The sequence below is a fragment of the Pseudoalteromonas sp. SR43-2 genome, assembly GCF_014163885.1.
GTDB lineage: Bacteria > Pseudomonadota > Gammaproteobacteria > Enterobacterales > Alteromonadaceae > Pseudoalteromonas > Pseudoalteromonas distincta.
This window is the reverse complement of record NZ_JACJED010000014.1, coordinates 49776-63953: the sequence shown is the minus strand read 5'-3', so window position 1 is coordinate 63953 and position 14178 is coordinate 49776. Positions and strand designations below refer to the sequence as shown.

General features: G+C 39.5%; 14 protein-coding genes. 8 read left to right on the top strand and 6 right to left on the bottom strand.

Features of this window, described 5'->3' with window-relative positions; genetic code table 11:
- Window positions 1–105 precede the first annotated feature (105 nt).
- Complete coding sequence (locus tag H5120_RS12795; protein ID WP_182674775.1) at window positions 106–543, top strand: hypothetical protein; 438 nt, start codon at window positions 106–108, stop codon at window positions 541–543.
- A gap of 29 nt (window positions 544–572) precedes the next feature.
- Here H5120_RS12795 and H5120_RS12790 read toward each other — a convergent pair whose 3' ends face one another.
- The gene (locus tag H5120_RS12790) at window positions 573–788 is read right to left on the bottom strand and encodes a hypothetical protein (RefSeq protein WP_182674773.1); all 216 of its coding nucleotides are present in this window, start codon (window positions 786–788) and stop codon (window positions 573–575) included.
- 89 nt (window positions 789–877) lie between these two features.
- Between H5120_RS12790 and H5120_RS12785 the strand changes: the two genes are divergently transcribed.
- From H5120_RS12785 to H5120_RS12765, 5 genes are all read left to right on the top strand, one after another.
- A complete protein-coding gene (locus H5120_RS12785) occupies window positions 878–1171 on the top strand; it encodes a hypothetical protein (protein WP_182674771.1) in 294 nt (97 codons plus the stop codon).
- Between the two features lie 146 nt (window positions 1172–1317).
- Entirely contained in the window at window positions 1318–2193 is an 876-nt protein-coding gene (locus tag H5120_RS12780; protein ID WP_182674769.1) for a nuclease-related domain-containing protein, read from the top strand.
- 255 nt (window positions 2194–2448) lie between these two features.
- On the top strand, window positions 2449–2775 hold the full coding sequence (locus H5120_RS12775) for a helix-turn-helix domain-containing protein (protein ID WP_029753647.1): 327 nt from the start codon (window positions 2449–2451) through the stop codon (window positions 2773–2775).
- Window positions 2759–4147: a HipA domain-containing protein gene (locus H5120_RS12770; protein WP_182674767.1), complete on the top strand. Its 1389-nt coding sequence runs from the start codon at window positions 2759–2761 to the stop codon at window positions 4145–4147. Before H5120_RS12775 ends, H5120_RS12770 begins: the two co-directional genes overlap by 17 nt.
- Window positions 4148–4563: 416 nt before the next feature.
- Window positions 4564–5658: a Fic family protein gene (locus H5120_RS12765; RefSeq protein WP_182674764.1), complete on the top strand. Its 1095-nt coding sequence runs from the start codon at window positions 4564–4566 to the stop codon at window positions 5656–5658.
- Between the two features lie 174 nt (window positions 5659–5832).
- On the opposite strand, the gene H5120_RS12760 is transcribed toward H5120_RS12765, so the two are convergent.
- The 4 genes from H5120_RS12760 to H5120_RS12745 form a co-directional block, all read right to left on the bottom strand.
- Window positions 5833–6258 (bottom strand): type VII toxin-antitoxin system HepT family RNase toxin, encoded by a 426-nt coding sequence (locus H5120_RS12760; protein ID WP_149603437.1) that lies wholly within the window; start codon window positions 6256–6258, stop codon window positions 5833–5835.
- Window positions 6251–6640 carry a type VII toxin-antitoxin system MntA family adenylyltransferase antitoxin gene (locus H5120_RS12755; protein ID WP_182674763.1) on the bottom strand — a complete coding sequence of 130 codons (390 nt, stop codon included), beginning with the start codon at window positions 6638–6640 and terminating at the stop codon, window positions 6251–6253. Before H5120_RS12755 ends, H5120_RS12760 begins: the two co-directional genes overlap by 8 nt.
- Window positions 6641–6893: 253 nt before the next feature.
- Window positions 6894–8393 carry a DUF2235 domain-containing protein gene (locus H5120_RS12750; RefSeq protein ID WP_182674761.1) on the bottom strand — a complete coding sequence of 500 codons (1500 nt, stop codon included), beginning with the start codon at window positions 8391–8393 and terminating at the stop codon, window positions 6894–6896.
- 98 nt (window positions 8394–8491) lie between these two features.
- Window positions 8492–9796: an NAD(P)/FAD-dependent oxidoreductase gene (locus H5120_RS12745; RefSeq protein WP_002962796.1), complete on the bottom strand. Its 1305-nt coding sequence runs from the start codon at window positions 9794–9796 to the stop codon at window positions 8492–8494.
- A 249-nt stretch (window positions 9797–10045) separates the two neighbouring features.
- Between H5120_RS12745 and H5120_RS12740 the strand changes: the two genes are divergently transcribed.
- Window positions 10046–11974 (top strand): ATP-dependent DNA helicase RecQ, encoded by a 1929-nt coding sequence (locus H5120_RS12740; protein ID WP_182674759.1) that lies wholly within the window; start codon window positions 10046–10048, stop codon window positions 11972–11974.
- 45 nt (window positions 11975–12019) lie between these two features.
- Window positions 12020–12328 (top strand): YkgJ family cysteine cluster protein, encoded by a 309-nt coding sequence (locus H5120_RS12735; protein WP_002962790.1) that lies wholly within the window; start codon window positions 12020–12022, stop codon window positions 12326–12328.
- A 72-nt stretch (window positions 12329–12400) separates the two neighbouring features.
- On the opposite strand, the gene H5120_RS12730 is transcribed toward H5120_RS12735, so the two are convergent.
- A complete protein-coding gene (locus tag H5120_RS12730) occupies window positions 12401–14020 on the bottom strand; it encodes a methyl-accepting chemotaxis protein (RefSeq protein WP_182674757.1) in 1620 nt (539 codons plus the stop codon).
- Window positions 14021–14178 lie beyond the last annotated feature (158 nt).

The window sequence follows — 14178 nt, the reverse complement described above, 5'->3', positions numbered from 1 at the left end:
CCCTTGGTTGCCATTACCAAGGCGATTTTGCAAATTTTCATTGAATATATTTAAATATATCAATACTCTATATTCATAAATTAAGGAAAGGAATTATAGACAGTAATGGATGCATCAAAAAATAAAAGTAACTCTGATCCCCTCAATATTGTTTGCCCTGCTTGCACAGAAGAAAATGCTTTAGAGTATGGAAACCATATAAGCTGCAATAAATGTGAAAAAACCTTTGCAGGGCATACTTATAAAAAATTTAAAAAGCCTTTGCTCTCGGTTAAAGCTGCATTATTTATAGGTGCAGTGGGCGCATATAAAGTAGATAAAGAATTTTTGGAGCCAAAGCGTTATTCAACAGGTGCTATTGTTGAAATAGTCAGCTTTTGTGCAAACTCAGATAATATTAGAAAAGCCTCTCAAATAGTTACGGCTCATGCTTGTATTTGTGCTTTAGATGAGACAATGAAAGAAGTGCCAGAGGCTGAGCTGTCATCAAATGCAAAATTGTTTCAAAGTACTTTTTTAAGTAATTTGCAGCAATGCAGATAGCGATACAATTGTATCGCTATCCGCTTACCTTATTTTGATTTAGGTGCGTTATTACCTCGCCCTTTTCCTGAAGGTTTCCCTGTTTTACTAGGACCATTCGGTGGAGTTGTACGAGGAGGTTGTTGGTTATTTGTAGCAGCCCTTTGAGCTCGTGCTGCAAAGCCGCCTTTTTCAACTAAACCGTTATTAGCTTTTGCTTCTGCTGCCTGAATTCGTGCAGCGGCACTTTGATTCATATTTTTCATGGTATTACCTTTCTTTAGTTTAAATTATGCTCTTCGCTTTGAGAGCAAATTCATCTTAAATAAGGTGTAGGGACAAATTGGGACAGTAAATGGATAAATGCAAAGAATTACAAAATAAAATTAAAATTATTATAAAAGAGCTTGGTTTAACTCAAATAGAAATAGCTAAACGAGTTTATTGTGAGCGTTTTGAAGATGATGATCCTGAAGAAATACGTAAATTTACAGAAACATTTCGGCAAAACTTAAAACGAAAAGCAAAGCCGGAATTACTTGAAAGCTATTTAGCCAATATCGCTAATTTACGAGAGTTTAAGAACTCAGAGATGGCTATTTCTAGTCCTACCTTTAGATATAAAAAGGGCGCTTCAAGGGATATCTAAAAAGCTAATAGACGACATAGAGTCAAAAGCTAATAAACTTTAATCGATTGGCCTGTTTTAAAGTGCTATATCGCTTGGCCGCCGCCAATGCGACATGTACCTGTTTTTAAGGTATAACGTAAACATTGTGATTATAGGAACTCATCATGGATGATTTATTAAACCAAGGTTTAAGCCTTTTATTTGTTATTGGTAGTGTTTATTCACTATTAGGTGTTTTGTTTATCAAAATATGGCTTCATCAGAAGAATGCAAAACTACCTGTTGATCGTAAAAAGCTTAAACGTGTTGCAGCGCAAACATTAAACGAACAAGTAAATAACAAGATTGTTGAGGTAATTGGCCTGATTTCTTTGTCTGCTTTAATAGTTACAATGCCTTTTGCTATTAAAGGCATTGCTGAAATGTTTGCTAGCGGCAAGTTTAATTACTTCTTCATTATTATGATTGCATTGGGTTTAGTCTACGTGGCACGAAAGCTTTGGGTTAAATCTAATCACTTAATAAAGTTAAAACTTGGGCGTGATGCAGAACTAGCCGTTGCCTCTGAGCTTATAGAATTACAGTCACACGGATACCAAGTATTTCATGATATACAAGCAGATGGTTTTAATATTGATCATTTGGTTGTTGGGCCAAATGGGATATTTGCTATTGAAACCAAAGGTAGGCATAAGCGAATAAAAGACGATACAAACTACAAAGTTAAATTTGAGAAAAATCGTTTAGTGTTCCCCTCTTGGTTTGAAAGTAAGCCGCTAGAGCAAGCTCAAAACCAAGCTAATTGGGTGAATAAATGGCTGCAAGAGGCGACGGGTTTTAACACCCAAGTTTTGCCTGTTTTATGCTTTCCTGGTTGGTTTGTTGAGCTAAAGCAGCGACCAATCTTTCCAATTGTATCTCATAAACAAATAGTTAAAACGATCCTTTCAATGCGACAGGCTAGCTTAAATCAAGAGCAGCAGCGTGCTATTTGTTACCAAGTAGTACAGCGAGCCTTGAACGATAGTAAGGCAATTTAAAAGCTTCGCTTTTCGCGCGAGCAAGCTGGGCGCCTACAGGTGTTTAGCTTGGCTATTAAGCTCAAAATGTCATTAACTTTCCATAAGTAATTTATGTTTTACTTATGGGGTTGGGTTTTATTTTACCGCCTATAAGTAAAATAGGGTTTACTTATGATTGATAAATATACATTCACACTTAAAAGTAAATTATATTTGACTTTTGGATAGGCTACCCTAAAATAAATTGTATAAGTAAACTATAGTTGACCTTTAATGAGTGAATTACCAGCAAAAAAAACACTTGGAAGAGTTGTTAAGCGCACTGAAATGCCTGATCTATCAAAGCCGTTTTCGTCGGTGCGACTCGCTAAAGCGATTACTTCAAAGCGAACAGGCATGAAGCTTACATTGGTTGATGTATCGCAAGCACTTAATATTTCAAAGCCTACGCTGATAAAAATAGAAAAAGGTGATGTGAATGTGCAGTTTTTTAATGTACTCAAAGTGATGGAATACTTGGGGCTTTCGTTTAGCCTTGTCAGTGATGATGAGTCGCACCACAATAACAAGGATGAGGTGAGCGATGAGCAGTGGTATTAAAAAAAATAGCTTAGATGTATTTATTGGGCATACGCAGAAGATAGGTGCGATAACTCTTGATATAGGCTCTGAAAATGAAATTGCATTTACCTATGAGCCTGAGTGGATTAATAAGGGTTTTGCTATTTCACCACACTTACCGCTCAATGGTGATTTTGACTCACGTGATGTGCGTAATTATTTGCAAAACTTATTACCCGAGGGCAAAGGTCTTGATGAAATTATAAGTAGTACTACTATCTCTAAAAATAATACGTTTGGTTTGATTAAAGTAATTGGCGAGGAAACGTCAGGCGCTTTGTCGTTTAGAGCAAGTAACAATACTTTAAAGCAGACATCTTTTCGTGAAATAACTAATGATGAGCTAAGCCAAAAACTTAAACGCTTTGTACAAGTTGGAGAGCCAATTACTCATTGGGATGGCCGAACTCGGCTCTCTGTTGCTGGCGTTCAAGACAAACTAAACCTACTCGAAATCGATAGTAAATTAGGATTTGGTGAAGGGGAGCTATGTTCTAATAAAATTTTTAAATTCGAAACAGGTACCGCGCCCTTCATTGCAGTAAATGAACTTTTTACCATGCTTTTGGCAAAAGAGTCGGGGCTCAATGTTCCCCATGTTGAGTTGCGTACTTACGCAGATGTAAGAGTATTTGTAATAGATCGCTTTGATAGGCGCGTTACACAAGATCAAAACCGTGTATTACGTCGTCATATTATTGATGGTTGCCAAGCCACTAATTTACCTCCTTCTTATAAATATGAGCGTCAGCATGGTGATGATGGGGATGGTATTTATATTAGAGATGGCGTTTCTTTTGCAAAACTATTTAATGTTAAAACAACGAATGTACAAGCGTATGAGGCTCAGCTTATTCGTTGGATGACATTTAATATTTTAGTACGTAATTACGATGCTCATGGCAAAAACATTAGTTTTTTTGTTGGTAAAAATGGTTTAGAGCTTACGCCGTTTTACGACTTGGTAAATATAGAGGCTATTATTGAGCAGGGAAGCATTGACCGTGATATGGGCTATTTACAGCCCAAAATATCAAGGTGTTATGCTATGTCAGTGGGTGAGCATAATTCGCAAAGTGCAGGCAATTTTACTAATGAGATTACAGCTTATATGTTAGCTGATTTTGCTGATGAATTTGCTATTTCACTACCACGGATGCAACTACTTATGAGTCAAACCGTTGACTCTGTATTAGCCGCAATTGATACTGCTAAAGTTTCTGCTGTTAAAAATAACTTGTCTACTGCTGAATTAGCACACATTGATTTGTGCATAAAAATAATTAATAAAGCTGCAAATAAGCTGAGTGAGCAAATAATACAACTACCAAATATGGATGCATTTATTTAAATATTAGAAAATAAATACATGCATTTTGAGTAAGTAATTCATATTTTGGTTGTCAGCATCAACGCGATATTTGCAAATTAAAATTAAAAGCGAGAGATAAATTCCGGCTTACAATTTAAAAGCTACGCTTTTCGCGCGAGCAAGCTTCGCGCCTACAGGTGTTGAGCTTGGCCTTATTTAAAAGCCAAAGCACGATATAAAATCGCACCTACGCTTTTGTTAAGAGTGGTGTTTACATTAATGTAGGTGAGGTTTTATACCTCGCTTATAAATGGATTGTTTTTACCATTGAAAAATGAATTATTGTTCTGTTTAACGCTTAAAAGTAATGAGGCAATTAACTATTATATTCGCCTCATTGCATGAGGCAAATAAATAACATAGACTGAAGCTAATTACCTTCAGGACTAATGATTATGTGGATATGGCAACTGCAAAACTGGCCAAACTTTACGTGGGATGCTGCAGCGCTTGCTCCTTTACTAAGGGATCTTTCATATAATCAAGGTTTATTAGTAGGGCGTATGGGCGTGCAAAGTGCTCAACAAAAGCAGCAAGCCCTTGATACTTTACTTGCAAATATTATTCACTCCAGTGCGATTGAGGGTGAAAAGCTTAATGCATTTTCGGTTCGCTCTTCTCTTGCTAAAAAGCTCAATATTAATGAGCAACCTTACCCAACAACAGTGCAAAGCGATAATCTTGCAGAGATTATGCTTGATGCAATAAATAACACAGACTCACCGCTTAATTTAGAGCGAGTGCTTAATTGGCATCGCTTATTGTTTGCAGGTGAGCAAAGCTTATTTACTAAAATTGAGGGCGGGCAATTGCGTGGTGACGAGCCAATGCAAGTGGTATCGGGGCGCTTAGATAAACCGGTATTACATTTTACGGCGCCTCCTAAAGAGCGAGTAAATAAAGAGCTTTCGCTATTTTTTAACTGGTTTAACAAAACGCGAAACGAACCTCAAATAGACCCTTTTATTCGGGCAGCTATCGCACATTTATGGTTTGTAACAATACATCCACTTGAGGATGGTAATGGGCGTATTACACGCCTTATAACCGACCTGGCATTAGCGCAAGAACATGCTGAGTCAATTCGATTTTACGCTATGTCGGTGGCTATTTTAGAAGACAGAAAAAGCTACTACGAGGTGCTTGAAGCCACTCAACGTGGAGATCTTTGTATTACAAAGTGGATTAAGTGGTTTTTACGTACGCTTGATAATGCGATACACCATACGCTTAATAATATTGAGCAAACAATTTTTAAAACCAATTACTGGGTAAGTAAAGATCAAACAAAGCTAGGTGAGCAGCAAGTAAAAGTGCTTAATAAGTTACTTGATGGCCAATTTGAACAGGGTATTAGTGCGAGTCAGTACCAAAAGGTAGCTAAGGTTAGCCGTGCAACCGCAACACGCCATTTATCGGACTTGCAAACGCTTGGATTTTTAACGAAAACCGCCGCAGGTGGGCGTAGTACACGTTACAAAATTGCCTAATGAGGCAATTACACATATTATTCGCCTCATTGAGTGAGGCGAAAAGGTGTTTGAATTGTTGTAGGTGAGGTTTTATACCTCGCTTAATGTTTTTATAAAGCCAAAGCGCGATGTAAAATCGCACCTACGGTTTTGTTCAGTGCAGTGGTTTAATTATTGTAGGTGAGGTTTTATCTATGAATCTTTGTTTAGCTCTGTAATCGCTTTAATACTAAATGCGTGCATAGTTGTGTAGTGTTGCTTTTTAATGATTGTTTTAACGATACTTTGGTCAATAGTTAAGTAATCGTGAACAAGAGCATTTCGTAAGCCTATAATTTTACGCCATGACAGTAGTTCTGCCTCGCTCAAAAAGCCCAAATTAGTAAGTTCGCTAAATGTTTGATAGGCGTTGCTACTGGTACTACTTTTGTGCTGCTTTAGCCAATGCTTTGATAAACCAATACACACCTCGGTCATTAACTGTAGTAATCGCTCTGCAGCTCGGTAGTCTCTACTATTAAGTGAATCGATTTGACTGAGTTCGTCGAGTTCTTGCATATATTCGTCAATATGGCGTGTTACTTCACTTAAATAAAGTGTAATTCCGGTATCAGTCATGTTTACTCGCTATGGTTTCAAATTCGAACTGGCTATATATACGCTGCTGCTCTTTCATCGCTCTAACACTATTATTGCTTATAATTATTGTTCCATATTCAATAACGTTGAAAGCTAAATAACTTGGAATAATATTTATATCAACAACCGAAATAAGTTGTTCGTTAAGATTAAGTGCATTACTTATTTCAAGCTCAAGCTCTTTTGGCCTAAGGCGCTTATCGAACGATTCCAGATCAAAGTTTTTAAATGCTATGGCTAAGTCAATGTCACTATGAGGCTGAGCTGTCCCTTTTGCATGGGAGCCATATAGCCAAACTACATCAATGTCGGTGTTTTGATGTAAATACTCAATTATTTTTTGTATAACTTCATTTGCCACGAAAAAGTAACCATTGATAAAAACAGTAATAATAACCTATCAGTTTTATAGTGAACATTAAAACTGATATTTGTTTTATTTAATTTAAAAGCTTCGCTTTTCGCGCGAGCAAGCAGTGCGCCTACAGGTGTTTAGGCGGGCTTTGTGGTGTTTGAATTATTGTAGGTGAGGTTTTATACCTCGCATGGTGTTTTTTATAATGCCAAAGCGCGATGTAAATTCCAGCCTACAATTTAAAAGCTTCGGTTTCCTCTTATTCCAACCGCGTTACTTTCACTTTTATTTTACCGGCATTAGCGCCGTAAAAGCGGCTTAGGTCGTTTGCGAATGGGCAAAACTCGCCAGATTTATCCATTTTAATGTCGGCGCCGTTGGCTATTTCAAAAAGGTGGTCGTCGTTTTTATTTATAGCACCAATAAGTGAAAACCATTGTGCACGAGGAAATCGTCTAAATGGTTCAAGCACGGCCATGGGGATTTCTTTTACGCCAAGTTGTACGTTATCGCGGTTCCAGCCTAATGGCGTGCACTTTATGCCATCGTCAAACCAGTATTGATTTGGGTATGGGGTAAAACGGTACGTAGCGCCTTGCTCTAGCATAAGGCCGGTTGCGTTGTATTGCTCTGAGGCAAATACCATTACATCTTGGCTTTGGTTAATGCTCAGCACATTCATGTTTTGATTAGCCAGTTCTATATGTTGGCTTAAACCAATAAAGCTAAGTGTGGTGTTGTCGTTATAGCTAATTTTGTAATGCAGTTTTTTTAGCGATTCTGGGCGGTAACTGGTTAGCTTATTAATGCGTTCGGCTACGCTGTAGTGCACTAAAGGCTCAAGGTTGCTGACTTCGTCATCAATTAATACATAGCACTGCCTATCTACTAATTTAAAAAATGGGTTAAACCAAAAGTAATTTTGTTGATGGCTTAATGCGAGCGGATCGGGCGTTACGGTTACGTCATCTTGTGCTACTAAGTTGCTATCGGGAAGTAGGGTTTCGTAATCTATATCGTGGCTAGTGAGTAACGATATATTAAGCGGTTGCTCTATTAACCACTCAAGTGCGTAGCGCAAGCAAATATCGGCTAGGCCATCGCGGTAGTAACCGCCGCCAATGTCTGAATGCGCTCCTGCAAACCATAGCTCGGTAATATTGCTTTGATGGTTCATGAGTGTGGGTTCAAAGGCGCGGCGTTTTTCATCAAGGGCGACGCAGTGCAGCGCGTGAGTAATGTTGTTGGCAATGGTGTGGTTTTCAAAAATAACGTGCTCTGCGCCGCGTGTAGCTTTACTTACTTTTGATAAGCCAATAGAGGCGACAGTATCAAACACACATACGTAAACATTATCAGCAATTAAAGGCTCTAGGATTTTGGCAAAACGCCTAGCAAGTGCACCGCCTCGGCTAAAACCCGTTAGCAGTATGGTGTCGCCTATTAGGTAGTGAGCTTTAAAGTCGCTTAATGCTTGATTTAAGATACTGGCTACGTCGTCACCACGAGGTGCAAGGGTTTGGTTTAAAATGCGTTTAAGGCGGCTGCCTTTAGTGCCAATACCTTGATAATAAAAGCTGAGTTGGTTAGCAAAAGGAGTAATGGGGGAGTCTTCTAATTTACCGCCAAGCAGTAAATGTAATTTTAGAATGTTGGTAATATTAGAGTCTTCTTTAAAATGCTCTGAGCTAAATTGCTCTGCATCACGGGGCTCGTTTCCTGTGCCGTCAAAATTAAAAATTAGCGTTTTACCCGTCATAACCCAATTTCCTTAGTTGTTTTAAATACTCTACACAGACAATGTTAAATATTAAAGACAGTGATAACGCTCACTGTCTTTAATTTAGTATATATAGATTAGTGCAACTTCATTTTAGGGCGCACTACACGCAGCACTTTTTCGCTTATCCATAATGCAAAGGTTTTTGCGCTACCGTGTATGGCGCGTTGGTGCATACGGTATAAAGATATATACATAAAGCGGGCAATTTTACCTTCAATAAAAAAGGTATTGCTGGTTAGGTTACCCATTAAGTTACCCACAGTGCTGTAGCTTGATAAATTAACAAGTGAGCCATGGTCGCTGTATTTAAAGCCGCGTAGTGGTTGCTGCTTTAGCGTTGCGATTAGATTTTTTTCGACGCACTGCGCCATTTGATGCGCCGATTGTGCACGAGGTGGTACTTGCTTACCGTCGGCTTGGGTAAATGCGCAGCAATCGCCTAATACAAAAATGCTTTCGTCAACGGTGCTTTGTAAAAACTCGTTTACTTGAATTTGGTTGCTACGTGTCAGCTCAAAAATACCTAAGTCTTTAATAAAATCTGGTGCTTTTACGCCTGCTGCCCACACCATAATATCGGCATCAATGTGTTCTTCGTCTTTGGTGATAAAGCCTTGTGCGGTGCCTTCTTTTACTTGTGTTTGCTCGCGCACGTTTACGCCAAGCTTTAATAGCTCGCGTTTGGCACTTACGGCAATACGCTCTGGTAATGCTGGTAAAATACGTGGTCCGGCTTCTATTAAATGAATATGCAAACGCTTAGACGACATATTTGTTAAGCCATACAGCTTTAATAGTTCAGACACATGATAAAGCTCAGCTGAGAGTTCAACACCGGTAGCACCGCCGCCTACAATGGCAATATTAAGTGATTGCTGTTGGTTGTCGTCTTGGTGAAGGCGTGTAAAGCTGTCGAGTAATGAATGCTGAAAGCGCTCTGCTTGTTGGTTTGAGTCTAAAAAGTAGCAGTGATCTTTTATACCTGGGGTATTAAAGTCGTTACTTACGCTGCCAATGGCAATTACTAGGTGGTCGTAGCGCACGGTGCGCTCGGGTAAAATTGTGTGGCCTAGCTCATCTAAAAGTGGTGCAAGGGTAACTGTTTTATTGCTTTGATCTATATTGCAAAAAGTACCAAGTTGAAAGTTATAGTGGTGTTTTGCAGCATGGGCTGAATACACAACGCCATCTAAATCGGGGTCAATAGAGCCTGTCGCTACTTCGTGCAGTAACGGCTTCCATATGTGGGTACGGTTTTTGTCTATTAGTAGAATTTCAGCTTGTTTTTTCTTTCCTAATTTATGACCTAATTGCGTTGCGAGTTCTAATCCGCCAGCACCACCGCCAATAACGACGATTTTAGGTGTAGTAATATTCATAACGTTGCCCTCAAAAATAATATACCCAAGTGATCTGTATTTTTATTAGTTTTTTAAGATAACTTGGGTATCAATAAATTATTTTGGCAACAAGCAGTTACTACTCATTTTATAGTGCTCTAGTTTGCGCTTAAATAAAGGTGATGTCAGCAATAAATAATGTTATTTGTTGTATACTGAGTTGCAAATATTTCATCTACACCGCATTTTTATAAGCATAACTATTGTTTAGCCATCAAAAGGACATTTATGACCACGCCACTAATTCAATCACTTGAGCAGCACTTTGGTTTTAGCCAATTTAGAACAGGGCAACAACAAACTATAGAGCAGCTTTTAAATGGTCAATCGTCGTTGGCTATATTTCCGACCGGTTCGGGTAAATCGTTGTGCTATCAATTAACTGCGTTGCATTTACCAAATTTAACGTTAGTGGTTTCGCCTTTACTAGCATTGATGAAAGATCAAATTAGCTTTTTAAATAGCAAAGGTATTTACGCGGCAAGCCTTGATTCGAGCCAAGATCAATTGCAAAGCAGCACCGTAATGAATGATGTGCGAAATGGTAAAATTAAAGTACTAATGGTGTCGGTTGAGCGCTTTAAAAACGAGCGTTTTAGAGAGTTTATAAGCCAGGTGGCGCTTTCGATGTTAGTGGTAGACGAAGCGCACTGTATATCTGAATGGGGCCATAACTTTAGACCCGACTACCTTAAACTACCGCGTTACCGCGAAGAGCTTAATATTCCTTTAGTATTGCTGCTTACGGCAACGGCGACTAAAAAAGTTAAACGCGATATGGCAGAGCGATTTGCTATATCGCCTGAGTGTATTGTGCAAACGGGCTTTTATCGCGCCAATTTAGATTTAAGTGTGTTGAGCGTTAAAACCGCCGATAAAAACACCGAGCTTACCAACATTGTGCGCGCGCAAAATGGCCCTGGTATTGTGTATGTAACGCTACAGCAAAGCGCCGAGCAAGTTGCTAATGTGCTAAGTGCACAAGGTGTGCACGCGGTGGCGTATCATGCGGGGCTTGAAGATACGCTACGCTGGCAAATTCAAGATGACTTTATGGCGGGTAAAATTAACGTAGTGGTGGCAACCATAGCCTTTGGTATGGGTGTTGATAAGTCGGATATTCGCTTTGTTATACATTACGATTTACCAAAATCGATAGAAAACTACAGCCAAGAAATTGGCCGAGCAGGGCGCGATGGCAATCCATCAAACTGCTACACCCTTGCCAATTTAGATGGGCTAAATACGGTTGAAAACTTTGTATATGGCGACACCCCTGAGCTTAGCGGTATTGAATACGTAATTAACGATATTCGCCAAAGCCACCAGCAATGGGAAATGCAAGAATACAGCTTATCAAGCGAAAGTAATATTCGCCAACTGGCACTTAAAACCTTACTCGTACAGCTTGAAATGCAAGGCGCTATAACGCCGCAATATGCTTACTACGCCGATTTTAAATATAAATTTTTGGTTGATAAAAATGAGCTACTAAGCCAATTTGACGATCAACGCCAAGCGTTTTTAACGCAAATATTTAGCCATACCGATTTTAAAAAAATATGGGGCACGCTAAATTTTGACTCCCTTACGCAAGCTGCGCAGGTTGATCGAAAACGCGTAGTGGCAGCCCTTGATTACCTAGCCGAAAAAAACCTAATAACGCTCGAAACCAAACGTATTACCCAAGTATACAAAGTGCATAGCGAGGTTATAAATAACCCAGAACTTGCCCAGCAACTACACGACTACTTTAGTGATAAAGAACAAGCCGAAATTAAACGTATTGCTGCACTGGTACGCTTTTTTGAGCTACAAAGTTGCTTAAGCTATAACTTAGCGCGCTATTTTGACGATCAAAATGCACCACAGCAATGTGGGCATTGTAGTGTGTGTAGAGGCCATGCGGTTAAGCTAGAATACTCTATAGAGCCTGCCTATATTGAGGAGCAGCTTATTTATCAAAAGGTAGATGAGTTTTTAGCGCATATGGCAGACAAAGGTAATCATAATGTGGGTATTGAAACCCAATGCCGCTTTTTAGCGGGGATGAGTGTGCCATTATTTGCGCGTAATAAAGTGCGCCAATTGAGTGGTTTTGCACTGTGCGAGCAAATGCGTTACAGCGATATTAAAGCAAAACTACTAGCGCGTTAAATTAGTTACTGTATCCTAGTGGCTTATTCAAAAAAGTAAGCCACTATGCCTCATATTGTTATTCCCGTTGAAAATATTTCTACTACCCCAGAGCCTGTCACGTGTGCTAACTGCCAAGCCTGTTGTTGCCAATTAGAAGTGCGCATAGTAACCGACACCGGCGTGCCTTTTAACTACATTGAATACGATAAATGGGGCAGCGAAGTAATGAAACGCGCTGACGACGGTTGGTGCCAAGCACTCGACCGCAATACACTTATGTGCTCTATTTACGAAAACCGCCCATTAGTTTGCCGCGAGTTTGAAATGGCCTCAGACGAGTGTATTACCGAGCGCGATTTAGCGGGTATATAGTCCGCTATTATTAAAGTACATAAACAACAAAGGGGCTTAAAAGCCCCTTTGTTTATTACTTACTATAAAAAATTAAACTTTAAAGTAGCTAATATACTTTTTAAGCGTGTTTGAAAGGTCAGCTAATGCAACAGCTTCTTGTGCGTTACTGTTAAGCGACATGCTGGTTTCTTTAGACATACTGGCAATTTCTTCTACGCCGGTACTAATTTGCGCCACGGTGGCTACTTGGTTTGATGTTGATTCAACAATTTCAAGCACGTTACTTAATGAGTCGTTAGCTTGTTGCTGTATTTGATGCAGTAACTCGTTTGCCTCATGGGTAAGCGTTAGGCCATTTTCTACTTGCGGTACTGTGGTTTCCATAGCTGTTACCGACGCTTGTGTGTTTTCTTGTACTTGCAAAATCATCTTTTCAATGTCGCCTGTTGCATCACCAGTACGCTGGGCAAGTTGCCTTACCTCGTCAGCAACAACAGCAAACCCTCGGCCTGTTTCGCCAGCTCTTGCAGCTTCTATTGCCGCATTTAGTGCAAGCAAGTTTGTTTGATCAGAAATACTGCGGATCACACTTAAAATATCGCCAATGTGTTTTACATGCTCTTGCAGCACGTTTACTTGGGAAACGGTGGCTTTTACGGTTACTGAAATTTGCTCAATTTCCGCCGCTACTTTTTGCACTGCAATACTACCTTGCTGCGATAATTGTGCGGTTATTTTTGAGTTATCTTCTGTTTGTTTAACAGAGCCTGCAACAGCATTAATACTGCGGCTCATTTCTTCTAGGCTGCTTACTGCCGAGTTTGTATAGGTTACTTGTGCGTCAGCGGCACTAAGTGCTTGCTGCGAGCCAGACGCTACGCTTGCAGAGTGAGTAGAAAGCTCTTCAGATGAGTTAATAATGCTATCTACAATAGTTTTTAGTTTAGATTGCATAACCCCTACAGAAGCCATCATGCTATTTGGGCAACACGACTGTACATCACCTTTTAAATCGCCTTGGGCAATAAGGGCAATTACTTCGGCGGCTTCTTGTGGTTCGCCACCTACTGACTTTCTGATCAGTTGGCTAATAACATACGCAACGCTTGCACCTATTAAAATTGCAAGCGCGGTGAGCGAAATCATCCAAATTTCAAATGAACTGGCAATATCGAGAGTATCAATAGTGGTGGTTTGATTTGCTTGCTCTTGCAGGTTTATAAATTGGTTTATAACACTTAGCCACTGGGTAAACGCAGGGCGCGCATCGGTTAATAAAATACGTTTAGCTTCGTTTAGGTTTCCTGAATTTTTAGCGTTTATTACACCTTGAATGAAAGGCTGAGTACGCTGCTCTATTTGATTTATTTTATTAATTAAAGCGCGCTCTTCACTATTCATATCACCCATTAGCTTAGCCATAGCACGGCTTGACGTTTGGTAAAATGCGTTTAGTTCTTGTATGTTATTTAACACGGTACTTAAACTGCTTTGCTCGGTAATTAGCACTACGTCGCGCACGGCTATTGCTCTGTCGTGTACGCTGCCTCTGAAGTTAATTGCGTAACGTTGCTTTACCGAATTTACGTCGGTCATGTGGGTAATATTATTATTAATAAGGCTAACGCGCGAAATTCCAATAATGGTTAAAATAATCATCATTGATAAAATTACGCCAAAGCCGGTCGTTAAACGCATGTTTATGGTCATGGTTGATCCCAAGGGTGAGTCAATACGCGCAAGAGCAGCTTGTATTATTAGTGAAAATACTTAAACAATAGCAGCATTATGCCTTATTAATTAAAGTTTTATTAGCAATAAGGTAGGTGATTGTTAATTTAGTTTACAAGCGTAACTTTGGCGGGGCA

What these genes read in the sequence shown, in the direction of transcription:
- H5120_RS12760 (WP_149603437.1), bottom strand. Translation starts at nt 6,258, where the DNA reads ATGACTGATACCGGAATTACACTTTATTTAAGTGAAGTAACACGCCAT.
- H5120_RS12750 (WP_182674761.1), bottom strand. Translation starts at nt 8,393, where the DNA reads ATGACGGGTAAAACGCTAATTTTTAATTTTGACGGCACAGGAAACGAG.
- H5120_RS12790 (WP_182674773.1), bottom strand. Translation starts at nt 788, where the DNA reads ATGAAAAATATGAATCAAAGTGCCGCTGCACGAATTCAGGCAGCAGAA.
- H5120_RS12780 (WP_182674769.1), top strand. Translation starts at nt 1,318, where the DNA reads ATGGATGATTTATTAAACCAAGGTTTAAGCCTTTTATTTGTTATTGGT.
- H5120_RS12730 (WP_182674757.1), bottom strand. Translation starts at nt 14,020, where the DNA reads ATGACCATAAACATGCGTTTAACGACCGGCTTTGGCGTAATTTTATCA.
- H5120_RS12745 (WP_002962796.1), bottom strand. Translation starts at nt 9,796, where the DNA reads ATGAATATTACTACACCTAAAATCGTCGTTATTGGCGGTGGTGCTGGC.
- H5120_RS12775 (WP_029753647.1), top strand. Translation starts at nt 2,449, where the DNA reads ATGAGTGAATTACCAGCAAAAAAAACACTTGGAAGAGTTGTTAAGCGC.
- H5120_RS12785 (WP_182674771.1), top strand. Translation starts at nt 878, where the DNA reads ATGGATAAATGCAAAGAATTACAAAATAAAATTAAAATTATTATAAAA.
- H5120_RS12795 (WP_182674775.1), top strand. Translation starts at nt 106, where the DNA reads ATGGATGCATCAAAAAATAAAAGTAACTCTGATCCCCTCAATATTGTT.
- H5120_RS12735 (WP_002962790.1), top strand. Translation starts at nt 12,020, where the DNA reads ATGCCTCATATTGTTATTCCCGTTGAAAATATTTCTACTACCCCAGAG.
- H5120_RS12740 (WP_182674759.1), top strand. Translation starts at nt 10,046, where the DNA reads ATGACCACGCCACTAATTCAATCACTTGAGCAGCACTTTGGTTTTAGC.
- H5120_RS12770 (WP_182674767.1), top strand. Translation starts at nt 2,759, where the DNA reads ATGAGCAGTGGTATTAAAAAAAATAGCTTAGATGTATTTATTGGGCAT.
- H5120_RS12765 (WP_182674764.1), top strand. Translation starts at nt 4,564, where the DNA reads ATGTGGATATGGCAACTGCAAAACTGGCCAAACTTTACGTGGGATGCT.